This is a genomic window from Lentzea nigeriaca (assembly GCF_016907955.1).
GTDB lineage: Bacteria > Actinomycetota > Actinomycetes > Mycobacteriales > Pseudonocardiaceae > Lentzea > Lentzea nigeriaca.
Genome location: NZ_JAFBCX010000018.1, coordinates 8613 through 34160 on the forward strand (window position 1 = coordinate 8613; position 25548 = coordinate 34160).

At 71.0% G+C, this 25548-nt stretch carries 9 protein-coding genes; all 9 read left to right on the forward strand.

All coding sequences use genetic code 11. The annotated features are described in order from the left end of the window. Nucleotides 1-12: 12 nt before the first annotated feature. From JOD27_RS37585 to JOD27_RS37625, 9 genes are read left to right on the forward strand one after another with little or no spacing between them, the layout of a single operon-like run. Entirely contained in the window at nucleotides 13-3348 is a 3336-nt protein-coding gene (locus JOD27_RS37585) for an amino acid adenylation domain-containing protein (RefSeq protein ID WP_204767124.1), read from the forward strand. Beyond that, a complete protein-coding gene (locus JOD27_RS37590) occupies nucleotides 3345-6338 on the forward strand; it encodes a non-ribosomal peptide synthetase (protein WP_204767125.1) in 2994 nt (997 codons plus the stop codon). Before JOD27_RS37585 ends, JOD27_RS37590 begins: the two co-directional genes overlap by 4 nt. Continuing rightward, nucleotides 6335-7321: a 3-methyl-L-tyrosine peroxygenase-related protein gene (locus JOD27_RS37595; RefSeq protein ID WP_204767126.1), complete on the forward strand. Its 987-nt coding sequence runs from the start codon at nucleotides 6335-6337 to the stop codon at nucleotides 7319-7321. Before JOD27_RS37590 ends, JOD27_RS37595 begins: the two co-directional genes overlap by 4 nt. After that, nucleotides 7318-12291 carry a non-ribosomal peptide synthetase gene (locus tag JOD27_RS37600; RefSeq protein WP_204767127.1) on the forward strand — a complete coding sequence of 1658 codons (4974 nt, stop codon included), beginning with the start codon at nucleotides 7318-7320 and terminating at the stop codon, nucleotides 12289-12291. The genes JOD27_RS37595 and JOD27_RS37600 overlap by 4 nt, the downstream gene beginning before the upstream one ends. Continuing rightward, a complete protein-coding gene (locus JOD27_RS37605; RefSeq protein WP_204767128.1) occupies nucleotides 12288-20786 on the forward strand; it encodes a non-ribosomal peptide synthetase in 8499 nt (2832 codons plus the stop codon). The genes JOD27_RS37600 and JOD27_RS37605 overlap by 4 nt, the downstream gene beginning before the upstream one ends. After that, a complete protein-coding gene (locus JOD27_RS37610; protein WP_204767129.1) occupies nucleotides 20783-22372 on the forward strand; it encodes a condensation domain-containing protein in 1590 nt (529 codons plus the stop codon). Before JOD27_RS37605 ends, JOD27_RS37610 begins: the two co-directional genes overlap by 4 nt. Continuing rightward, nucleotides 22369-24957 carry a penicillin acylase family protein gene (locus JOD27_RS37615; protein WP_204767130.1) on the forward strand — a complete coding sequence of 863 codons (2589 nt, stop codon included), beginning with the start codon at nucleotides 22369-22371 and terminating at the stop codon, nucleotides 24955-24957. The genes JOD27_RS37610 and JOD27_RS37615 overlap by 4 nt, the downstream gene beginning before the upstream one ends. Further along, complete coding sequence (locus JOD27_RS37620) at nucleotides 24954-25358, forward strand: hypothetical protein (protein WP_204767131.1); 405 nt, start codon at nucleotides 24954-24956, stop codon at nucleotides 25356-25358. Before JOD27_RS37615 ends, JOD27_RS37620 begins: the two co-directional genes overlap by 4 nt. Further along, nucleotides 25351-25548, forward strand: a complete 198-nt coding sequence (locus tag JOD27_RS37625; RefSeq protein WP_204767132.1) for an MbtH family protein — start codon at nucleotides 25351-25353, stop codon at nucleotides 25546-25548. The genes JOD27_RS37620 and JOD27_RS37625 overlap by 8 nt, the downstream gene beginning before the upstream one ends.

A 25548-nucleotide genomic window follows, 5' to 3' on the forward strand; every position in this document is an offset into this window, starting at 1 on the left:
GAGGTTCTCCCGATGTCACTCGACCCGATCGTCGACGAGTTCCTGGTGAGCGGTGAGCCGGACGTCGCCGTGCTCGAACAGGCGCTCACCGCGGAAGCCGCGCGGCGCGTGGAGCTGCGCGCGTACTTCCGCGAACTGGACGGCGCCCCGGTGCGGCTGGTCGCCCGCCGGATCGCCGTCAAGATCAACGACGACACCCCGCTCGACCCCGCGAACCCGCCGCTGTTCCGGATCTCGCTCGCGGACGGCGTGCTCAGGGTGGTGATCCACCCGTTGCTCGACAGCCATCCGCTGCCCGGCGCAGATCTGCCCCCGCGCACGAACGGCCCAGGTGAGGCCAGCGGGTGGATCGAACTCGACGGCGTCACCGAGGAAACGGTGGCCGCGCTCGGCGGGCTGCTCGTCGAGGACGACTCACCCTCCACAGTGGACTTGGCCGGGCACGTGCTGACGCGGTCCGTCCCAGTCGTCTCCGCCGACGAACCGGTTGTTCGCGTGCGGGGCGGGCAGGTCCGCGTCGAGCATGCCGACGCGGAACGGTGGCTGGCTCGCCTGCGGTCGTTCGTGACGACCGGCGAACTCCTTCCACCCGAGGAGATCGCCCAGCTCCGCGCCTGGTCGGCGGGTCCGGTCGCGCCCGCGTCGCCGCCCGTGCACGAACTGGTGGAAGCCGCGGCAAGGAACCACCCCGACGCCATCGCCGTCCGGTACCACCAGGACGAACTGAGCTATCGCGAACTCGACGAGCGAGCGAACCGGCTGGCGAACGCGTTGCGGGCCAGGGGAGTGCGCGTCGAGGACCGGGTGGCGGTGTGCCTGGACCGCGGCCTGGACCTGCCGGTCGCGTTGCTCGGCGTGCTCAAGGCCGGTGCCGCGTACCTGCCGCTCGATCCCGCCAACCCGCCGGGACGGCTCGCGTTCCTCGTGGCCGACGGCGGGGCGCGCCAGCTCGTCACCTCGCCCGAGCTCGCGGGCCGCGTTCCCGTGCTGCCACGCAAGACCGTGCTGACCACCAGCCTCGACCGCTTTCCGGCCACGAGGCCGGAGATCGAGGTCCACCCGGACAACCTGGCCTACGTCCTGCACACCTCGGGCTCGACCGGAGTGCCGAAGGGCGTCGGCGTGACGCACGGCGGGTTCGCCAACTACGTCACGTGGGCGCGTGAGTCCTACGAGCTCGACCTGGGTGCCGGTTCACCGCTGCACTCCTCGATCGGGTTCGACCTCACCGTGACCTCGCTGTTCCCCGCTCTGGTCGCAGGACGCACGGTCACGCTGACCGACGCCGACGTCACCGGGCTGGCGCGGGTGCTGGGCGGGCAGAGCCTCGTCAAGCTCACGCCCGCGCACCTCGACCTGCTGGGCGCGCTGCTGTCGCCCGCCGAGGTGGCGGCCGCGACCAGACGGCTGGTGGTCGGCGGCGAAGCGTTGTCCGGTCAGGCGTTGCGGGCGTGGACCGAGCACGCGCCGGACACGCTGGTGGTCAACGAGTACGGGCCCACGGAGACCGTCGTCGGCTGTTGCGTGCACGAGGTGGCGGCCGGCGCCGCACCACCCGGACAGGTCCCCATCGGCAAACCGATCGTCAACACCCGCCTGTACGTCCTGGACGACGAGCTGCGTCCGGTGCCCGTCGGGGCGGTCGGGGAGCTGTTCATCGGCGGAGCCGGCGTGGCCCGCGGGTATCTGGGCCGTCCTGGGCTCACGGCCGAACGGTTCGTGCCGGACCCCGCGCAGCCCGGCGAACGCCTTTACCGCACCGGGGACCTCGTCCGCTACCGCGCGGACGGCGTGCTGGAGTACCTCGGGCGCAACGACGACCAGGTCAAGGTGCGTGGCCACCGGATCGAGCTCAGCGAGATCGAGATGACGCTGGTGCGCCACCCCGCGATCACCGCCGTGGCCGTGCTGGCCCGCGAGGACGTGCCCGGCGACCGCAGGCTGGTGGCCTACCACGTGCCGGGCGGGGCGCCGGCCGACGACCTGGCCGGGTTCCTGCGGCGCACGTTGCCCGAGTACATGGTGCCCGCGCACTACGTCGGGCTGCCCGAACTCCCGTTGACCCGCAACGGGAAGGTGGACAGGGCCGCGTTGCCCGCTCCCGGCGCGAAGAGCGAGCTCGAACGGGACGCGGTGCTCGACGACGACATCTCGCCCGCACCGATCCGGGCGGACGTCCTGCACCCGCGGCACGTCCTGATCACCGGCACGACCGGCTACCTCGGCGCGTTCCTTCTCGCCGAACTCCTGCACACCGGCGACGCGATCATGTACTGCCTGGTCAGGGCCGACGACGACACCGCCGCCTGGCAACGGCTCGAACGCTGCCTGAGCGACTACGAGATCTGGGACGAGGAGTTCCGCGACCGGATCGTCGTGGTGCCGGGAAGCCTCGACCAGCCGGGACTCGGGCTCGGCAAGGAGCGGTACGAGCAGCTGGCGGGCGAGATCGACGTGATCTACCACTGCGGCGCGCAGGTCAACTTCGTCTTCCCGTACTCGGCGCTGCGCCGGGTGAACGTGCTCGGCACCAAGGAGATCCTGCGCCTGGCCTGCACGACCAGGACGAAAGCCGTGCACCACTTGTCCACGTTGGACGTCCTGATGCACGGCAGCGAGCGCGATGTCCGCGAGGACACCGTGATCCCGCCGTCCGAGGTCGTCGGTGGCTACGACCAGAGCAAGTGGGTCGCCGAACAGCTCGTCGCCGCCGCCGGTGCGCGAGGCCTCCCGGTCGTGCGGTACCGGCCGGGCGCCATGCTCGGCCACAGCGCCACCGGGGTGGCGAACCCCGCCGACTACTCGTGCGTGCTGGTGAAGGGCTGCGTCCAGCTCGGGATCGGGCCCGACCACGACCTGACGCTCAACTTCATGCCGGTGGACCACGTCAGCCGGGCGATCGCGCACCTGTCACGGCAGCAGGCCTCGTTCGGCCGCGTCTTCCACCTGAACAACCCTCAGTCGTTGCCGCTGAAGGACGTCTGGCAGTGGATCACCGACTTCGGCTACCCGTTCGAGGTCGTGGACGACGACCGCTGGCGTGCCGCGCTCGCCGGGGTCGGCCCGGACAACGCCCTGTTCCCGGTCGTCCCGCTGCTGTTGCGGGAGGACTTCGTCGATCCGCGCGCCGGCGGCGAGTACCGGGTGGACCGCACCAACACCGAGACCGCGCTGGCCGGCACCGGTCTCACCTGCCCGCCGCTGGACGCCGCGCACGGTTCGCGAGTGCTGGACCACCTGGTGCGCACCGGTTTCCTGCCGCCGGTTGTGCGGGGAATGTGCGCCGCCGCACCAGCATTGCGCGACACGGCCCGGCGAACGGATTCGACTGGAGTGATCTCGCTATGAGCGACACCGATGCCCGGCTGCTGCACCGCTTGGTCGAGCAGCAGGCCGATCGCGCCCCGCAGGCGTGCGCCGTCACCCACCTCGGTGCGGACCTGAGCTACGCGGAGCTGGACGTGTGGGCCAACCGGCTGGCGGACGCCCTGCGAGAGGCGGGCGTCGGCGTCGAGACCAAGGTCGCGGTCATCGCCGAACGTTGCACGGAGACGGTCGTGGCGCTGCTCGCGGTGCTCAAGGCCGGTGGCGTGTACGTGCCGATCGACCCGGCGAACCCGCCGCGCCGGTTCCACTACCTGATGACAGACTCCGGCGCGTCCGTGCTGGTCACGCCGGAAGCGTTGCGCGGAGCCGCACCGGAGGGCGAGTGGACGACCGTCCTGTCCGACGCCGAGCACCTGACGGGCCGCTCGGCCGACCGCCCAGAGTCCGGGGTGCGGCCGGAGAACGCCGCGTACGTGATCTACACGTCCGGCTCGACCGGTGAGCCCAAGGGCGTCACGGTGGCGCACCACCAGATCGTGCACACCACGTTGGCGCACGACGACTTCGACCGGCAGCCGCCGGCGTGCTTCCTGATGCCGATCTCGTTCTCGTTCGACGCCAGCGCGGTCGGCCTGTACTGGACGCTCGCGACGGGCGGGCAGGTCGTCCTGCCGTCGCCGGAGGAGCACCGCGACCCGCGCAAGCTGCGCGACCTGATCGCCAAGCACCAGGTCACCCACCTCGACTGCACGCCGTCGCTGTACTCGTTGATCCACGCCGACGACGCCGGTCCGCTCGGCAGCCTGCGGTGTGTGATCGTCGGTGGTGAGGCGTGCCCGAAGTCGTTGGTGGACCGGCACTACGCGCTGCTGCCGGACTGCCAGCTGGTCAACAACTACGGCCCGACCGAGCTGACGGTGTGGGCCACCACGGCCCTGCTCGACCCGAAGGCCGACGTCGTCCCGATCGGAACGCCGATCCCCGGTTCCGGTGCGCACCTGCTGAACGAGGACGGCGAGCCCGTTGCCGACGGCGAGATCGGCGAGCTGTTCGTCGGTGGGGTCAACGTGGCCCGCGGCTACCACAACCGGCCGGGGCTGACCGGTGAGCGGTTCCTGCCCGACCCGTGGACCTCCGGCGGCCGGATGTACCGCACCGGCGACCGCGCCCGCCGCCTGCCCGACGGCCAGCTGGAGTACTGCGGCAGGGTCGACCACCAGGTCAAGGTGCGCGGCTACCGGATCGAGCTGGCCGAGGTCGAGCACGCGCTCCTCTCGCATCCCGGCGTGACCGAGGCCGTCGCGGACGTCCGCCAGATCGGCGAGAGCCGCAACCTCGTGGCGTGGATCGCCGGCGAGGTGGACGCGGACGAGGTGCGGGCTCACCTGGCCGAGATCGTCCCCGCGCACATGGTGCCCAGCTCGCTGGTCGTGCTGGACGTGTTGCCCCGCAACGTGGCCGGCAAGCTCGACCGCGCCCAGCTGCCGGAGCCCGTGCGGCAGACCGGCAACGGCCGCGAGATGACCGCGCTCGAGACCGAGGTCGCCGAGCTGGTCGGCGAGATCCTCGGCGCCGAACGGGTCGGCGTGCTGGACCCGTTCTTCGAGCTGGGGGCCAACTCGCTGCACCTGGCCAGGCTCGCGCTCGCGCTCTGGAGCAGGTTCGGCGTGAGCATCCCGATGCACCAGCTGTTCGAGGTCCCGCACGTGGCGGGCGTGACCAAGATGGTCGAGGCCGCCAAGCGCAGTGCCGCCGCCGAGCAGACCGGCACCCTGGAGGAGATCCTCGCGGAGACCGTGCTGGACGAGTCGATCCGGCCGGCCGCCGACCTGCCCGACGCGTCCTGGACCACGCCGTCGCACGTGTTGCTCACCGGTGCCACCGGCTACTTGGGTGCGTTCCTGGTCAAGGAACTCCTCGACCGCACCGACGCCACCGTGTGGTGCCTGGTGCGCGCAAGTTCCGTCAGCGCCGCCAAGGACCGCCTGCGCGACGTCATGCGCCAGTACCTCATCTGGGACGACAGGTACGAGGACCGGATCGTGGCCGTCGTCGGCGACCTCGCGGAACCGTTGCTGGGCGTGGGCGAGGAGGGGTTCGCCAAGCTCGGCGAGATGATCGACTCGATCTACCACGTCGGCGCGCTGGTCAACTTCGTGTACCCGTACAGCGCGCTGAAGCCCGCGAACGTCGACTCCGTCGTCGACGTGCTGCGGCTCGCGGTGACCGGGCGGCGCAAGGCCGTGCACTACATCTCCAGCATCGACACGTTCCTCCACACCGGACTGAACCGGCCGTACATGGAGGACGAGGAACTGGTGCCCGCGGAGGCGCCGGAGGCGTACGCGCGCAGCAAGTGGGCCGGTGACCACCTCGTGCGGATCGGCCGTGAGCGCGGCATCCCGGTCGCGCTGTACCGGCCCGGCATGATGATCAGCCACACCGAGACGGGCGCGACGCAGACCAGCGACTACCTGTTGCTGCAGATCAAGGGCCTGCTCGAGTTCGGCGTGGTGCCGTCGATGGACTACCTCTTCGACGCCATCCCGATCGACTACGCGGCCAGGGCCATCGCGCACATCTCGTTGCGGGACAAGTCACTCGGCCGCAACTTCCACCTCTGGAACCAGAACCCGGTGCCGCTCGTCGAGGTCTACGGCTGGGTGCGGTCGTTCGGCTACGACTTCGAGATCGTGCCGCTGGAGACCGCGGTGCAGCACCTCGTCACGCTCGGACCGGACAACCCGCTGTTCCCGTTGCTGCCGCTGCTGTTCGAGGAGCGGACGACGTCCGTGCTGCCCGCCTTCACCCGCGAGGTGCTCGCGGTGACGGACCTGCACGCGGAGTGCGCCAACACGCTGGACGCGTTGCGGGACATCGGGGTCGAGTGCCCGTTGATGACGGCGGAGCTGGCGCACAAGTGCTTCGCCTACATGGTCGACATCGGGTTCCTGCCGACGCCGGAGGAGCAGCGGGCCCGGCTGCGGGACAAGGCCGAGGTCGCTCGATGACCCTCATCCTGTTGCACCCCACCAGCCTGCCGCGCCGGGAGGAGCAGCTGAGCCTCGCCGTCGACGCGCCGGCCCCGTTGCGGCTGGCGCGGCGGCTGGCGGCCGGGGTGTCCGGTACCGATCTGCTGGACCGGTTGCGTGCGTTGCCCGCGCGCAGCGGCTCGGTCGCGCTGCCCGAACGCGTGAAGTCCGGGGTGCCGTACACGTACGACCACCGCCTGCGCGAGTTCGACGAGCACTTCGGCGTGGAGCGGGTGGACGTCGACACCGACGGCGTGTTCGCGAGGTCGTTGCTGGTGGCCTACCGATCGTTGCTGGAAGAGGGCCTCGCGAGCGGCACCAGGATGAGCTGGGCGCGGTGGTCCGCGCTGGTGTCGATGCTGCAGACGATGATCGTGCGCTGCGCGGGGGAGACGGCCGATCTCCCCGTCGCGGTGCGGCCGCCGTTGTTGCGCTGGCACCTCGACCCGGAACGGCGCTGGCGGGTCGGGCACCACGTGTTCTTCGTGGTGACGCAGTGCCTGATCGTGGCGCTCCAGTCGTTCGTGACGGCGCTGCGCGAGGACGACCTCGCGGGCGCCAGGCGGGGGCTGCGGCTCGCGACGAGGCTGCTGGACGCCTCCAGCGCCGCGTTCGTGTTCACCGCGGAGTTCGGCGCGAACCAGTACCACCACACGGTCCGCCCGACGATGGAACCGCCGTTCGTCTCCGCCGGGTTCAGCGGCCTGCTCTCGCCGGACCACCACTACCTCGTGCGGCTGTTCGCCGAGGTGCGGCCGACGCTGCGGGCCCTGCCCGCCGACCTGGTCGCCGACCACGCCGCCTTCGTCCGTGCGCTGGGCGCGGTCTACGAGTCGCACAAGTACGTCTGCGCCCGCTTCGGCGGTGACACCGGCGCGAGCCTGCGCACCGGCGCACTGCCCGCCGTGGAGGTCCTGCACGCGTTGAAGCTGGCCCGAACCAAGATCGTGGGGCGTCCATGAACTTCGCACACGTGCTGTGGGAGCGCGCACAGGCCACACCCTCGCGGAAGGCCTTGACGTTCGACGACGTCGCGCTCGACTACGGCGGGTTGCACCAGCGGGCGGCGGTCGTGGCCGCGCGACTGGCCGAGGTCACGCGGCCCGGTGATCGGGCGGTGCTGTTGCTGCCGCCCGGCCTGGAGTACGTGGCGGCGTTCTTCGGCTGCCTGTACGCCGGGGTGATCGCGGTGCCGACCTACCCGCCGCTCGACGAACGGCAGATCCCGCGCCTGGTGTCCGTGCTGCGCGACGCCCGTCCCGCCGCGGTGCTCACGCTGCCCGCGCTGGCTGACTCGGCACGGGAAAGCCTGGCCCGCCAAGGGTTCGCCGAGCCCGTCGTGTGGCTGTCGGCGGAGGCCGGGCACGGTGAGGACGAGATCACCGCTGTGGCCGACGGTGAGGTCGCGTTCCTGCAGTACACCTCGGGGTCGACCAGCACGCCCAAGGGAACGGTGGTCACGCACGACAACCTGCTGCACAACTCCACGGCGATCCAGACCCTGTTCGGCACCACCGAGAACAGCGTCGGCGTGATCTGGCTTCCGCCGTACCACGACATGGGGCTGATCGGCGGAATCCTGCAGCCGATCCACGGCGGGTTCCCGGTCCACCTGATGTCCCCGCTGGACTTCCTGGCCGACCCGCGAAAGTGGCTGGCGGCGATCAGCGAGCACGGCGGCACGGCCAGCGGTGGCCCGAACTTCGCGTTCGACCTGTGCGTGCGCAAGATCGCGCCGGAGCAGCGCGCGGGGCTGGACCTGTCGAGCTGGGAGGTCGCGTTCTGCGGTGCCGAGCCGATCCGGCCGGCGGCGCTGGAGCGGTTCACCGAGGCGTTCGAGCCGCACGGGTTCCGGCGCGAGGCGTTCTACCCCTGCTACGGCCTGGCGGAGAGCACCTTGATCGCCACGGGCGGGGTGCGGCTGACCGGGTACCGCACGCGGGACGGCGTCGTGTCGTGCGGCACGCCGATCGCCGGTCATTCGCTGGAAATCCGCTCTGCCGAAGGGGAACTGCTGCCCGACGGCGAGGTCGGCGAGATCTGGCTGCGCGGGCCGAGCGTGGCGCGCGGGTACTGGGGTGACGAGGCGTTGTCCGCCGCGACGTTCACCCCTGACGGCCTGCGCACCGGCGACCTCGGCTCCCTCGTCGACGGTGAGCTGTACGTCTCCGGACGGCTCAAGGACGTCGTGATCGTGCGTGGCCGCAACCTGTTCGCCGAGGACGTCGAGCACGCGCTCGCCGGCTGTCACGCCGCGATCCGGCCGGGGGCGGTGGCCGCGTTCGAGGTCGACGGCGAACTCGCTGTCCTCGCCGAACTGGTCGGGTCCGCCGACGGGGTGGCGGCTGCCGTCCAGTCGACGTTGATCGCCACGTTCGGGGTGCGTGCCGAGCCCGTCCTGCTCGTGGCGCGCGGCACGATTCCCAAGACGCCGAGCGGCAAGATCCGGCGGGCCGAATGCGCGCGGATGCATCGTGACGGCGAACTGTCGTTCCTCGCTCCGGCCGCGTCCACCGTGGACTCTGATGCTGATCCGCGTGCGGCGCGGATCGCCGAGCTGGCGACGGCCGTGCTGGAGACTTCGGTGGCTGTCGACGCCTCGTTGACCGCGGCTGGCCTCGACTCGTTGCGTGCGGTCGAGCTGCGCCAAGCGGTGCAGCGCGAACTGGGGGTGGAGCTGCCACTCGCGGACCTGCTCGGCGGGGCGAGCGCGCGACGGCTGGCCGAGGCCGCCGTGGCAGCCCGGCCGGTCGAGGCAGAGTCCTCCGACGGGAGCCTGCTCAGCGACGGCGAACGCGGGCTGTGGCTCGCCACGAGACTCTCCGGCGACCCCGACCACTACGTGCTGGCGATCGGGCTGGAGGTCTCCGGCGGGATCGACGCGGAGATCGCCACGCACACGATCGACTTCCTCGCCGAACGGCATCCCGCGCTGCGCACCTACTTCCCGGACGTGGCCGGTGTCCCGCGCCGCGAGCCGTGCCCGAAACCGCTGGCACTGCGCGTGGTGGACACGGCGCCGGACGAGTTCGACGCGGTGGTGGCCCGGCACGCGGCCGAGGGCATCGACCCCGCGGGCGGGTCGCTGTGGCGGGCGGCGCTGATCCGTGCTGCCGGACGCGACGACACGCTTGTGCTGTGCGCGCACCACATGGCGTGCGACGTGTGGTCTCTGGACGTGCTGGCACGGGAGTTCGGCGAGGCCTATCGCTCACTCGCCGCAGGCATCACTCCACAATGGACCGAACCTGGTGACCCGGCACGTTGTGCGGCCAGGCAGGAGGCGCTGCTCAGCGGGGACCGCGGACGTGAGCTCGCCGAGTTCTGGCGTTCCGAGCTGGCCGAGCTGCCGCCGTCCGCCGCACTGCCGCAGGCCCGTCCGCACCGGCGGGTGGCCGCCCCGACCGGACGGCACCGGATGCGGCTGTCCCCGGAGGTGCTGGCCGCCGTGCGCGCAGTGGCCGCGCAGGCTGACGCGACGCCATACTCCGTGCTGGCCACCAGCTTCGCGTGGACGTTGCACCGCTATACCTCCGAACACCGGTTCGTGCTCGGTGTTCCCGCGCCTGGGAGGCTCGACCCGGAGTCCGCCTCCGCGGTCGGCTACTTCGTCAACCCGCTGCCGCTGGTGTGCGAGATCGACTCCGAGGCGGACTTCACCGCACACCTGGCGGCGTTCAGCCGCCGTGTCGCTGCGGTGCAGGCTCATCAGGAGTACCCGTACCAGCGGATCGTGGAGAACTTCGTGCCGGCCGAACGCGGGTCGGACCTGATCCGCGTGCTGTTGCTGCAACAGCAGACTCCTGGCGGGCACGCGCTGTCGTTGCTGGCCGACGAAGGTGATCTCGGCGGACTCACGGCACGAACCCGGTTCGTCACCCAGCGGACCGCGCCGTTCGAGCTGACCGTGGAGATCGTCGCGACGGCCACCGGGCTGACCTGCTCGCTGACCTACGACAGCGAAGCGCTGCGCGGGTCCGAGGTGGCCGCGTTCGCCGGGCACTGGGCGAACGTCCTCGACGCCGTGGTGACCACTCCTTCGCTGCGTCCGCACGAGGTCGCGATGCTCACCGCCGCCGAACGGCAGGCCGCGCTGGAGCTCAATGCCGGCTCACCGGTCAGTGGGATGTCGATTCCGGAGGCGGTGCTCGCGATGTGCGCGGAACACCCTTCGGAGATCGCCGTCGAGGACGAGGAAGGCTCGCTGACCTACGCCGAACTGGCGGCACGTTCCGCCGGGCTCGCCCTGGCTTTGGGCGAGGTGCCTGCGGAAGCACCGATCGCCGTGCTGCTGCCTCGCGGACGCGACCTCGTCGTGGCGATGCTGGCCGCCCAGCGCATCGGCTCGCCGTACCTGCCGCTGGACGTCGACCACCCGGATGCCCGGTTGTCCGCGATCCTGGCCGACGCCGGCCCTCCGGTTCTGGTGACGAACGCCGAACTGGCCCGTGACCGCGCGTCGTTGCTGCGCGGCCGGGTGGTGCTCGTCGAGGACGTTCCGGCGGACGCCGAGGCGCCCGCGGGTCCCACGCACCCGGACCGGTTGGCGCACCTCATCTACACGTCCGGCTCGACCGGCACGCCCAAGGGTGTCGCATGTGGACACAGAGGTGTGCTCAACCTGGTCGCCGACTACCGCGCCCGCGTGCCGCTCGGCCCCGGCGACGCGTGCGGCTGGTGGACGAGCCCCGGCTTCGACGTCTCGGTGCACGAGGTCTTCACCGCGCTGACGGCGGGTGCGACGGTGCACATCTGCCCGGCCGGCATCCGCAACGACGCCGACGCCGTGATGCGTTGGCTGGCCGACCGCCGGATCGTGAGTGCGTATCTGCCACCGCACCTCCTACCCGCCGCGGCCGACTGGCTGGCCACGCATCCCGTCTCGCTGCGGGCGTTGCTGGTCGGGGTCGAGCCGATCCCGCAACCGTTGCTGCGCCGGATCGCCTCGTCCGTGCCGTTGGTGATCAACGGTTATGGCCCGACCGAGACCACCGTGTGGGCCACGTTCCACCACCTGGATCCCGAGGGTTCCGAGGAGGGCATCACGCCGCTCGGGTTCTCGGTGACGAACGGCCCGATCCACCTGCTCGACGCCGCGGGCAACCTCGTGCCGCCCGGCGGGGTGGGCGAGATCCACATCGGCGGCCTGGGCGTCGCGCGCGGCTACCACGGCCGTCCCGGTCTGACCGCCGAGCGGTTCGTCCCGTCGCCTTTCGTCGCGGGACAACGGCTCTACCGCACCGGTGACCGCGCCTACCACCGCGCCGACGGGCAGCTCGTGTTCCTCGGCCGGTCCGACTCCCAGGTGAAGGTGCGCGGCATGCGCGTCGAGCCGCGGGAGGTGGAGGCCGCGCTGGCGGCGCACCCGGACGTGCGGACCGCGCTCGTCATCGCCTCGGGTGCGGCGCCGGACACCAGGCTCGTCGGGTACGCCCAGGTCGACGATCTCTCGCTCCCGGCGGATCTGCAGCAGCACCTGCGTTCCCGGCTGCCGGGTCCGATGGTGCCCGACCAGGTGGTGCTGCTGACCGAGTGGCCGATGACGGTCAACGGCAAGATCGACAGGACTCGCCTGCCCCACCCGGTGACCGCCGAGTACGAGCCGCCGTCCGGCGAGATCGAGTCGGTTCTCGCGTCGATCTTCGCGGAACTGCTGGCCCAGCCACGTGTGGGCCGCACCGACAACTTCTTCCACCTGGGCGGGCACTCGTTGCTCGCGGCACGGGTGTCGGCCGAGGTGGCTTCCCGCCTGGACCTGGCGGTGGAGCTCCGGCACGTCCTCGAGCACCCGACGGTCGCGGCGCTCGGCGCCGTGCTGGCCGGGCAGACCGCCGCGGCACCGACCGGCATCGACCTGAGCGAGGTGCTGCTGAGCCACGTGGCGGCGCTGCCGGTGGAGGCACTGGAGCAGCTGGAGGGTGATCGGCCGTGACCACGACCCTGACCGAGGCCCAGCGCGCGCTGCTGGCCCGCATGAGCGCTCCGCCCGGCGAGCGCGAGGGGCTCTTCCCGGTGACGGCGGCCCAGCGCGGTCTGTGGCTGCACGACCAGGTTCACCCCGGCGACAACGCCTACCACATGCCCGCGTTGTTGCGGCTGCACGGCGAGCTCGACGTCGCTCTCCTGGAGCGCCGGTTGCAGGACCTGGTGGATCGGCACGAGTCGTTGCGCACGACGTTCGTCGCGGTCGACGGCCAGCCGCTGCAACGGGTCGTCGCCTCACGGCAACACCCTCTGTCCGTTGTGGACGCCGCGTCGCTCGACGAGGCGCTCGCTTCCGCGCGATCTCTCGCGATGGAGCCGTTCTCGCTGCGGTCCGGTCCGTTGTTCCGGTCCGTGTTGTGGCGGTTGAGCCCTGTCGACCACCTGCTGCTGCTCGTGGTGCACCACATCGTGGCAGACGGCGTGGCGGTGTCGGTGCTGTTCGCCGAACTCGCGGGTGCGCCAGCCGCGTCGGCGTCGCACCCGGTCGACCTGGCGCTGCGTGAGGTCGCGGCCGGTTCTGACGACGGCTACTGGACAGCGTCGCTGGAGGACTGGACACCCGCGCTGCTGCCGTTGATCGCGGGCTCAGCGGGCTGCCGGACTTCGCACCACGACGCTCCGGACGTGGCTGTGCTCGCGCGGGAGACCACCGAGTACACGGTGTGGCTGGCGGCTCTGGCCGCCGCGTGGGGACGGCTGACCGGCCGGACCGACGTGGTGATCGGCATGCCGTTCGCCGGTCGCGGCACACCGGACACCCAGCACACCGTCGGCTTCCTGGTGATGACGCTGCCCGTGCGGCTGCGCTGGGACGGTGCCACCACGTTCCACGAGCTGGTGGAGATCGCGGGAGCGGCGATCCGTTCGGCGGTGGGGCATGCCGCGGTGGTGCAGCGGCCGCGTCTTTTCGACGTCCTGCTGACGATCACCCCGGATCTGCCCGTGGACTTGCTGGCCGGCGCCCGTGCCTCGACGGTGCCGGTGGAGGCGCGGTCGGCGAAGTTCCCGCTCACGGTGGACGTGAACTCCGAGGGGCTGACCTGTGTTCACGACACCGCTGTCCTGGACACCGACATCGTCGCCGGTGTCGTGACGGCGATGCGCGCGGTGATCGCGGCGCCGTCACGGCCGGTGGAGGACGTCCCGCTCGCGCGGTTCACTCCTCGTTGGCCTGGTGTGCTGGCGCCTCGCGATGAGCTGACGCGTCGTGCGGACCGGTTGGCGCGCACGATCCGCAGCCACTGCGACGACGTGACGCTGGCGAGCCGCCCGGTCGCGGTGTTCGCCTCGGCGGGACCCGATCTCGCGATGGCGTGCCTGGCTGTCGTGCGGGCGGGCGGACATCACCTCGTGCTGAACCCCGACGACCCGGCCGACCGGATCTGGACGGCGGTGGCCGAGCACGACCCGTGCCTGGTGGTCACGGCGGGGTCGGCGTCGATGGTCGGGTTCTCCGGGGTGCCTCGGATCAGCGCCGACAGCACGGCCGACCCCGGTGGGGAGTTGCCGGTGCCGCACCCGAGTCTGCCCGCGGCGGTGCTGCCGCCGGGGGTCGTGGTGAGTCAGGGTGATCTCGCGCGGTTGGCCGCGGGCCCGCCCGCCGGAGGCTTCGCGCCGGTCGGTTCCGCGGAGGCCGTGATCGAGCTGTGGCGCACCCTGTTGGTGGACGAGGAAACCCGGCGCGACCAGCGGCCGGTGCGGCACGACGATGGCGCCGTGGTGATCGGCGACCGGCCGTGGTGGCACGACGGCGACACCGCCGTCCTCGACTCCCGGCTCCGCCCGCAGCCTCCGGGCTGGCCCGGTGAGCTGTGCGTGGCCCTGGACGGCATCGGCTTCGCCGACCTGCCGCGCCTCACCGCCGAACGGCTCGTGCCGGGCGACCACACCCGTTTGTTGCGCACAGGCCTGCACGCCGTTGTCCGCACCGACGGCATCGAACTCGTGTCGCTGGAGCGCTGGCTGTGCGCGCAACCCGACATCACGGACGCGGCGGTCGTGCACCGAGACGACGCCACCGTCGCCTATCTCGTCGGCGCGGCCGACCACGAGGACCTGCGTGCCCGCCTCGGCGGACACGCGCCGGACGCGTTCGTCACCCTCGACGTCATCCCGCGCACCCAGGACGGCGAACCGGACACCGGCCGACTCACCCCGCCGCCCGACCGCGAACCGCCCGCCGGCGCGCTGGAGGAGCTGGTCGCCCGGTGCTGGGCGGACGTGCTGGGCGTCGACCAGGCCGCCATCGCCAGGACCGACGACTTCTTCGCGCTCGGCGGTCACTCGCTGCTGGCGACCAGGCTGGCCGCGCGCCTGTCGCGTGAGCTCGACCGCGACATCGGTGTGGCGGCGGTGTTCGGGCATCCGACGGTCGCGGGCACCGCACGGGCCATCGAGCAGCAACAGGATCGCAGTCCGTTGCAGCGCACGGGAAGCGCGGAGTCGCCGCTGTCGTTCACCCAGCAGCGCCTGTGGTTCACGCAGCAGTACGACCCGGACTCGCCGCGCTTCACGGTTCCGCTGACCGTGCGGCTGGAAGGCGACCTCGATCTGACGGCACTGCGCCAGGCGCTCGCGGTCGTGGTCGAGCGGCACGAGCCGTTGCGGTCGCTTGTCGACGACGGAATCCTGCTCGTGTCGGAGAATTCTGCTCCCGAACTGTCCGTTGTGGACGCTGTCCCGGAGGGTGCGCTGGGGATCCTCGAAGCAGCCGCGCGCAAGCCGTTCGACCTCACCACCGAACACCCGTTGCGCGCGCTCGTCGTGCGGCTGGCGGACACCGAGCACATCCTCCTGCTCACGGTCCACCACATCGCCTGCGACGGCTGGTCGGTCGGTGTCCTGGCCGGCGAGCTGTCCGCCGCGTACGGCGCGATCCGGGAGAACCGGGAGCCCGACCTGCCCGAACTGCCCATCGGCTACGGCGACTTCGCCCGCTGGCAACGCGAACTGCCGCACGACGACCTGCTCCGCCATTGGGAACACCGCCTCGCCGACGCGCCGCTCGTCCTCGACCTGCCCGCCGACAAGCCGCGCCCAGCCGTGTTCCGCGGGCGGGGCGGCACGGTGCCGATCGGGCTGGAGGTCAGTGGCACCTCCGCCGTGCGCAAGGTCGCGGCCGCCCACGACGTCACGCCGTTCATGGTGTTGCTGGCGGGGCTCGCGATCGTGTTGCGCCGGTGTGCCGGGCAGGACGACATGGTCATCGGCACGCCGATCGCCGGGCGGGAGCGGCCGGAGGTCGAGCACCTCATCGGCTGCTTCATCGACGTGGCACCGCTGCGGCTGGACCTGACCGGTGACCCGTCGGTCGGTGAGGTGCTGCGCAGGGTGCGGGACACCTGCCTGGACGCCTACGCGCACCAGGGCCTGCCGTTCGAACGGCTCGTCGAACACCTGAAGCCGGAACGCGACCTGTCCAGGACGCCGGTGTTCCAGGTGATGCTCGCGCTGGAGAGCGGACCGGTGCCGACACCGGAGTTCCCCGGCGTGGCGGCCACGCCGATCCGGGTCGACAACGGCACGGCCCAGCACGACCTCACGTTCTGGTTGCGCGACCAGCCCCACGAGATCGGCGGTCACGTCGAGTTCAACCTCGACGTGTTCTCCGAGTGCGGGGTGGAACGGCTCGTCGAACGCCTCGGCACCGTGCTCGAACGGCTCGCCGACACCGCCGACGACACTCCGGTGTCCGAAGTGGACGTGATGTCCGACGGTGAACGGCGCTGGCTGCGCAGCCTAGGCCAGGGTGTCAGCGTGCCCATCAGGCCCGGCACGATGGCCGTAGCGGTCGACCCGCTGGCGGTCGTGGCGGACGACGCCGTCGAGCTGACCGCGAGCCAGGTTCTCCAGCGTGCCAACGAGATCGCCACCTCGCTCGCGAACAAGGGCGTGCGAAGGGGGGACGTCGTCGGAGTGCTGCTGCCCCGATCCGCGCACGTGGTGGAGGCGCTGCTGGGCGTGTGGCTGGCGGGCGCGGCCTACCTGCCGCTCGATCCAGCGTTCCCCGAGCAGCGGTTGCGCGCGATGGTGGCCGACTCCCACGCGAGGCTCGTCATCCACACGACTGACGACCTGACCGGAGAACAGCACCCGTTGCCAGAGGTCACCGGCGACGATCGGGCGTACGTGATGTACACGTCCGGTTCGACCGGGCGGCCCAAGGGTGTGCTCGTGCCGCACAGCGCGGTGCTGAACCTTCTCGGTTCCATGACGGAGGCCTGGCAGCTCACACCGGCGGACACCGTGGTCGCGGTGACGACCCTGTCGTTCGACATCTCGGTGCTGGAGCTGTTCGGGCCGCTGCTCACGGGCTCGCGGCTGGTGGTGGCGTCGGCGGACCAGGCGACCGACCCGGTGTTGCTGGCGGATCTGATCACACGGACGAAGGCGACGGTCGTGCAGGCCACGCCGTCCACCTGGCGGATGCTGCTCGACTCCGGCGCACAGCTGCCCGCGGGACTGCGGGCGTGGTGCGGTGGCGAAGCGCTGCCGGCCGATGTGGCGAAGGCGTTGCTCGAGGCCGGCCTGGTGGTGGGCAACCAGTACGGCCCGACCGAGACGACGATCTGGTCCACAGTGGACAGCGTCACCGACCCGGACGCGATCGGTCTCGGCCGGCCGATCGCCAACACCGACGTGATGATCCTCGACGACGCGTTGCGGCCGGTACCGGTGGGCGTGCTCGGCGAGGTGTGCCTGGGCGGCGCCGGTGTCGCGCACGGCTACCACGGCCGTCCGGGCCTGACCGCCGAACGGTTCGTCCCGTCGACTTGGGCCGCGGGGCAACGGATGTACCGCACGGGCGACCTCGCCCGGTTCACCCAGGACGGGGTGCTGCGGTTCGAGGGCAGGCGCGACGCCCAGGTGAAGATCCGCGGGCACCGGATCGAACCCGGCGAGGTCGAGGCACGGCTGGCCGAGCACGACGGTGTGACCGAGGCGGTCGTGGTCGCGCGGGACGAACGGCTCGTCGCCTACGTCGTCGGACCGGCTTCTGCGGAGGAGCTGCGCGCACACCTTCGGGAGTCCCTGCCCGAGTACATGGTTCCGTCCGTGTTCGTCGAGCTGGCGCACGTCCCGCACACGCCCAACGGCAAGGTCGACCGCGCGGCGCTGCCCGATCCGGCCGCGACGACGGCCACCGCGCACCACGTCGCCCCACGCACACCGCAGGAACAGACCCTCGCACGGATCTGGGCGGACGTGCTGGACGTGAGCGAGAAGGACATCTCCGTCCTCGACTCGTTCTTCGACCTCGGCGGCCACTCGATGCTGGCCACCCGGATGGTGACGAAGCTGGGCCACCGGATCGCGCTGCGCGAGGTCTTCGAGCACCCGACCATCGCCGAACTGGCACCACGGCTGGCGGACGAGGCGATCCAGTCGCCGATCGAACCGTCGACGAGGGACGAGTTGTCGTCGGCACAGGAACGACTCTGGTTCCTGCACCGCCTGGACGGCCCGAACCCCGTCTACAACATGCCTTTCGCGCTGCGGCTGACCGGTGTGCTGGACGTGTCGGCGTTGTCCGCCGCGCTCATCGACCTCCAGGAACGGCACGACGTGCTGCGCACGGTGTTCGCCGAACGTGGCGGCGTGCCACGGCCGGTCGTGCACGAACCCGCGGACGTCCTGACAGTCCGCGGCATCACGGAACCCGACCTGAACGCCCAGGTCGTCGCCGCTGCGGCGCACGCGTTCGACCTGACCACCGCCGCACCCTTGCGGGCCTGGTTGTTCCGGCTCGGCGAGCAGGACCACGTGCTGCTGATCGTGCTGCACCACATCGCGGGTGACGAGTCGTCGATGCGACCGCTCCTCACCGATCTCACCACCGCGTACAAGGCCCGCGCGAGTGGAAACGCCCCGGGCTGGACACCGTTGCGGGTGCAGTACGCGGACTACGCGGCTTGGCAACGGCATCAGCGCGACGACTCGCTGCCGTTCTGGCGCGACCGGCTCGCGGACCTGCCCGCACGGCTGAGCCTGCCCGGCGAGCGGCGCGGACCGGCCCACCCGACCCACCGCGGCAACACCGTCCACTTCGGACTCGAAACCGACCTGCGCCAGGCACTGCTGGACCTCGCGGCACGCCACAACGCGACGCCGTTCATGGTCTGGCAGGCCGCCGTCGCGGTGCTGTTGCACCGGATGGGCGCGGGCACGGACATCCCGCTCGGCACCCCGGCCGACACCCGCGGCCACGGCGAGCTCGACGACCTCGTCGGGCTCTTCCTCAACGCGGTGGTGCTGCGCACCGACGTCACCGGTGATCCAGGCTTCGCCGGGCTGCTGGCACGGGTGCGTGACGCGGACCTGGAAGCCTTCGAGCACGCCGACCTGCCGTTCGACCGGCTGGTCGAGGCGCTGAACCCGGCTCGCTCACCCGGTTCGCACCCGTTGTTCGGCGTGTACGTCGCCTACCGCGACAAGCCCGTCGCGTCACCCGCCCTGCCGGGGCTGATCGCTCGCCCGCACCCCGTGCCGGAGCTGTCCGCCAAGGCCGACCTCGCGTTCGCCCTCGACCACACGGGCCAGGCCTCGATCATCTACGCCACCGACAGGTTCGACCGGGCCACGGTGGAAGGCATCGCCGCACGCCTGCACGAGGTGCTGCGCCAGGTCGCGGCCGATCCGGACCTCCCGATCAGCGGCATCGAGGTGCTGACGGACAACGAGCGGACCACCTTGCTGACCGACTGGAACGACACGGTCTGCACGATGCCGGACGCCTGCTTCGCGGACCTGTTCGAGGAGCGGGCGAAGGTCCGCCCGGACCACTCGGCGGTCGTGTTCGGCGACACGGCCCTGACGTACCGCCGGCTCGACGAGGCCGCGAACCGGCTGGCGCACAAGTTGACAGAGCACGGTGCGGCGCCGGACCGCCTCGTCGGGATCATGCTCCCACGATCGCTGGAGATGATCGTCGCGATGGTGGCCGTCCTGAAGTCCGGCGCCGGTTACCTGCCACTGGACCCCGCCTACCCGGCACACCGCGTGGAGCTCATGAAGGCCGACGCGAAGCCGGTGTTCGTCATCGGACCGGACGACCTCGACACCACCGGTTACCCGGACCATGCCCCCGAACGGACAGCACAACCCACCTCGTTGGCGTACGTGATCTACACGTCCGGTTCCACCGGAACGCCGAAGGGTGTGGCGGTCACGCACGCGGGAGTACCGGGACTGATCGCCACCGCGACCGAACGCTGTGGCGTGACCGAGAACAGCCGCGTGGTCCAGTTCGCCTCGATCAGCTTCGACGTCGCGTTCTGGGAGCTGTGCATGTCGCTGCTGGTCGGTGGCACGCTGGTGGTCGCGCCGAGCGAGGTCCGCCTGCCCGACCGGGTGCTGACGGACTTCCTGGCCCGCAACGAGATCACGCACCTGGCGTTGCCGCCCTCGCTGCTCGCGGTGCTGCCGGAAGGCTGCGAACTGCCCGCGAACGGCACGGTGCTGACCGGCTCGGAAACGGTGCCCGCCGAGGTCGTCGGCCGCCACGGACCGGGCCGCACGCTGTTCAACGCCTACGGCCCAACGGAAGCCACGGTGAACTCGACGTTGTGGCGTGCCACCGGCGGGCCGGTCACGACGGTGCCGATCGGCGTGCCGGACCCGGACACCACCGTGTACGTGCTGGACGGCCTCGACCTCGTGCCACCCGGCGTGATCGGCGAGCTGTGCATCGCCGGCAGGGGCCTCGCCCGCGGGTACCTGAACAGGCCTGGCGCGACGGCGACGGCCTTCGTGCCCAACCCGTTCGGCCCGCCCGGCAGCCGGATGTACCGGACAGGCGACCTCGTGCGGTGGACGACCGAGGGCGAACTGGAGTTCTTCGGCCGCGCGGACCACCAGGTGCAGGTGCGCGGGTTCCGGGTGGAACCGGGCGAGGTGGAGGAAGCGCTCAGACGGCACCCGTCCGTGCGCGACGCCGTGGTTCTGGCGGACACCCCAGGCACTGGGCAGACCCGGCTGGTGGCCTACGTGGTCACCGACGACGTGGAACCGTTGCGGGATCACCTGCGTGAGCTGCTGCCCCCGCACATGGTGCCGTCGCTTTTCGTGCCGATGGACCGGATTCCCCGCGCCACCAACGGAAAACTCGACCGCGTCAACCTGCCGCGACCCGGCGTGGCGGCCGCGGGCGTGCAGGAACCACCGGTCACGGACCAGGAGAGGGCGGTCGCCGCCGTGGTGTGCGAGGTGCTCGGCATCGGGGACATCGGCCTGCACGACGACTTCTTCGAGCTCGGCGGCCATTCCCTGCAGATACCGCGGATCGCCGTGGGCGTCAGGGAACGCACCGGCACGGACGTCTCGGTGAAGGACGTGTTCCTCGCGCCGACCGTGGCGGGAGTGGTGGCCGCGCTGGGACGTGGCACGCGGACCGCCCCGATCGTCGCGGTCGACCGCACGGCACGCCGGCGGGTGGCGCCATGACCGAGTACACGTTCCCGTTGTCGTTCCAGCAGCACAGGTTCTGGTACCTGGAGCAGCTCAACCCCGGCGGCGCTTACCACATGCCGATCGTGCTGCGGCTGCACGGCGAGCTGCGGGTGGACCTGCTGCACGAGGCGTTGCAGCTGGTCGTCGACCGGCACGAGGTGCTGCGCACGCGCTACCAGCCCGACGCCCAGGTGCAGGTCGTCGCCGAGGAGTGGACGGTGCCGCTGACCGTTGTCGAAGGCGACCTCGAGCAGATCAAGGCCGAGACGCTGGCGGAGCCGTTCGACCTGTGGTCGGCACCGCCGTTGCGGGTCGTGCTGGTCAAGATCGCCCCGGACGAGCACGTGCTGCTGATGGTCGTGCACCACATCGCGTGCGACGGCTGGTCGTTGGGCGTGCTGGGCCGCGAACTGTCGATCGCCTACACGGCGTTGCACGAAGGCCGCAAGCCGGAGCTGCCGGAGTTGCCCGTGCAGTACGGGGACTACGCGCTGTGGCAACGGGACCGGATGTCCGGCGACGTGCTGGCCGCCGGGCTCGCGCACTGGGCGAACGTGCTCGTCGGTGCGCCTGCCACGCTGGAACTCCCGACTGTCCGGCCGCGTCCCGCCGAGCCGACCCTGGTGGGCGACCGCGTTCAGCTGACAGTGCCCGAACCGTTGACCCGGCGGGTGGAGGAACTCGCGCAACGGCACGGCGCCAGCGTGTTCATGGTCGTGCTCGTCGCCTACGCGACCGTCCTGACCCGCTTGTCCGGTCAGGACGAGGTCGTCATCGGCACCGCGATCGCCGGACGGGAACGGCCCGAGGTCGCCGGCCTCGTCGGCTGCTTCATCGACGTCGTCCCGTTGCGGCTGTCCACGGCGAAGACCTCGGCCGAGGAACTGCTCGCCGACGCACGCCGCGTCTGCCTGGACGCCTACGCCCACCAGGACGTGCCGTTCGAGCGGCTCGTCGACCACCTCCGCCCGCCGCGCGACCCGGCCCGCGCACCGTTGTTCCAGGTGATGTGCAACGGCCAGGACACACCGCGGCACGACGTGAGCTGGCCTGGTGTCGAGGTGACCGGAGAGCAACCGGAGCCCGGAGTGTCGAAATACGACCTCACCCTCGACGTGCACCAGCGCCCCGGCGCTCTGCTGCTGGATCTGGAGTTCAACCGGGACGTCTTCGACACACCGCAGATGACCGACCTGCTGGACCGGATCGTCGTGGTGCTCGACTGGCTCACCGACGACACCCGGCCGCTGTTCGGTGACGAGCCACCCCGGCCGGCACCGCGGGTCGAGCGGATCACCGCGCCGAAATCCCTGCGCCCGGCGGGCGTCGAACCGCGCGACGACCTGGAAGCGCTGGTGCTCGGCCATCTTCGCGCCGCGCTGGGCGACGAGCGGCTCGGCGTGACCGACGACTTCTTCGAGCACGGCGGATCGTCGCTCGCCGCGATGACCGCGCTCGTCCGGATCCAGCAGGACACCGGGCACCGGCTTGGCCCCGCCGACCTCTTCGGCGAGGCGACCGCGGCGGCGTTCGCGGCACGGATGCACGAGAGCGACCACGAAAGCGAGCGGAACCGATGAAACGTGTCTCCTTCCGGCGGCTGCTGGACGTGCTGGGCGGACTGCTGTTCGCGCTGCTCGTGCTCGTGCCGTCGGTCACCGGCCTCGGCGCGCTGCCCGCGCTGGGCACCGCGCTCAACCCCGGCACCGGCGTGTGGCGCCTGTCCGCCGACGCTCGTACCGCCCAGTCGGGCGAGATGGCGTTGCCCGGCCTGAAGAACCCGGCGACGGTGTCGTTCGAGGACAACGGTCTCGCCCACGTCAAAACGAGCGACGACCAGGACCTGTTCCGCGTGATCGGCTACCTGCACGCGCGTTTCCGGTTGGTCCAGATGGACCTGACGCGCAGGCAGGCCAACGGCACGCTGTCCGAGGTGATCGGCGCGGCGACGCTGGACGTCGACAAGTTCCAGCGTGATCTGGGCCTGCGCAGAGCCGCCGAACGGGACTGGGTGGCGCTCAAGGACGACAACCCGGCGAAGGCGACGCTGCAGTCCTACAGCGACGGCGTCAACGCGGCGATGCACGAGCTGCGGTCGGCCAACCGGATGCCCACGCAGTTCGCCGTGCTCGGCTACGAACCGGCCGAGTGGTCCCCCGTGGACAGCCTTGCCGTGCAACGACTCGTCGGGCAGAAGATCAGCTTCGACTCGCAGGCGCCGTTGTTCTCCTACGCCGAGAAGGCGATGGGGCAGGAGGCCTTCAAGGCCTGGTTCCCGGACGTGCCGGAGAACAAGCAGCACCCGTACGACAAGGGGCCGTTCAAGAAGCTTCCGCTGACCCCGTTGCCGCAACGGTCGTTCCCGGATCCGGGCAGCGGCTCCGCGAAGGCGAGCGCGGCCGGCCAGACCAGGCCGGAGGGGCCGCTGGCGCTCGGCGCGGGCTCGGAGCTCGCACCGCTGCTGGAACGGCTGGGCGAACTGCCGAACAGCGGCATGGGCACCATGGGTCACAGCAACAGCTGGGTCGTCTCCGGCAGCCGCACCGAGTCCGGCAAGCCGATCCTCTCGGCCGACCCGCACCTGCCGCACAGCCTGCCGTCGATCTGGTACCAGCTCGAGGGCCACAGCCCCGGCTACCACTTCAGCGGCGTCACCACACCCGGCCTGCCGGTGCCGTTGCTGGGCAAGACCGACGACTTCAGCTGGGGCCTGACCGCCTCGCAGCGCCCGACCACGCTGTACTACCTGGAGAAGACCGAGCAGGGACGGCCGGACGAGTTCTACTCGAAGGGCTCGTGGCAGCCGATGGCGAAGCTGCACGAGAAGATCGCCGTGCGCGGTCAGTCCGATGTGGACCACACGATCAAGCTCAGCTCGCACGGCCCGGTGATGGAGGTCGAGGGCCTCACGGCGGCCGTGTGGTGGGCGGGCACGTTGCCCAACGACAACCTGAACAGCATCCTGAAGATGTTGCGCGCAAGGAACGTGCAGGAGTTCCGCGACAGCCTGAGCAACTGGGTCACCCCGGCGCTGAACTTCTCCTACGCCGACCGGCACGGCGACATCGCGATGTTCAACGCGGGTGTCGCACCCCAGGTCGACGGGCACCCGCCGACGCTGCCGCTGCCCGGTGACGGCACGGCGGAGATCACCGGCTCCATCCCGTTCGAGGCGCTGCCGTCGTCGGTCAACCCGCCGGAGGGCTACATCGTCTCGGCGAACCAGCGCGAGGTCACCGGCGACTACCCGTACCAGTACTCGACCTCGTACAACTGGGTGCTGCACGGCTGGCGCGACGGCGAGATCGTCGACCGGATCACCTCCGCGGGCAAGCTGTCGTTCGCCGAGACGGCGGCGATGCAGAGCGACTGGCACGACAACAACGCGCGGCAGCTGGTGCCGTTGCTGCTGGACGCGCTGACCGGCGAGCAGCTGTCGGGCTCCGAGCAGCAGGTCGTGGACATGTTGCGGAGCTGGGACTTCAACGCGACTCCGGAGTCGCTCGCACCGGCCTTCTTCGACTCCTTCAAGAACCGGGTCTCGTGGGTGACGTTCGAGCCGTGGTGGAAGCACTACGGCGTCAAGCAGAACCCCGGCGAGTACCTGCTGCCCAAGGGGCCGGACGCCGGAGCGTGGGCCCAGGAGACGTTGCGCGGCACCGTGCTCGGCTGGATCCAGCACGACCCGGACAACAAGTACTTCAGCCTTCCCGACGGCACCAAGCGCACCACCACCCAGGTGCTGCGCGAGGCGTTCCACCAGTCGGTGAAGCGGACCGTCGAGAAGTTCGGCGCCGACCTGAACGGCTGGCGGTACGACAAGTACCAGCGAATCCTCTTCCCGTCGCTGCTCGGCATCTCGGCGCTGGACGTGGGCCCGATGCCGTGGGGCGGCAACCCGCGGACGATCAACACCGCGGTCGGCACGCGGGACGACGACGCGGGCAACCCGCTGTCCAACCTGGCCACCGCCGGTCCGACGTGGCGGCTGAACGTGGACTGGGGTACCGGCGAGGCGAACTCGATCTTCCCGGCCGGGCAGAGCGAGAACCCGATGTCCCCCTGGTACGCCAACGGGGTTCCGGTGTGGATGAGGGGGCAGTTCTGGCCCGTGCTGGAAGGCGACGCGGTCAAGGGAACCGCGGAATGGAGGTTGCGGCCATGAGGGTCGTGCTGATCACCGGAGTGATTGCTGTGGCGGTCGCGGCGCTGGACGCGGCGGCACTGCTGGTGGGCTGGTGGTGGGTCACGGTCCTGGTCGCCGCGGTGGCGGTGTACCGCTTCGCCGGCAAGCGGGTGCTGCTGGCCGTGCTCGCGGGCACGGTGGTCGCCTGGGGCGCGTCGATGGCGGCGCAGGCGGGTTCGCAACTGGGTGCGGTCGCCGATCTCGTGGCCGCCATGGCGTTGAACGGCCGCGGTCTCGGCTGGGTCGTGATCGTGGTGTCCCTGGTGTACGCGCTGCTGCTGGCGCTCGCCGGGAGCTGGGTCGGAGGCGCGGCACGACGACTGCGCCGCACCGAAGGCGTTGCTGAGCAGGAAGAAACCTTGGAGGCACAGCATGTCTGAGCAGTACACGGTCGTGATCAACGACGAGGAGCAGTACTCGATCTGGCCTGCGGGCCGCGAGGTGCCGCAGGGCTGGCGCGAGGCCGGCGTGAGCGGGGACAAGCAGACCTGCCTCGCCCACATCGACGAGGTGTGGACCGACATGCGGCCGCTGAGCCTGCGCAGGCACATGGCGGAAGCGGGGCTGTGA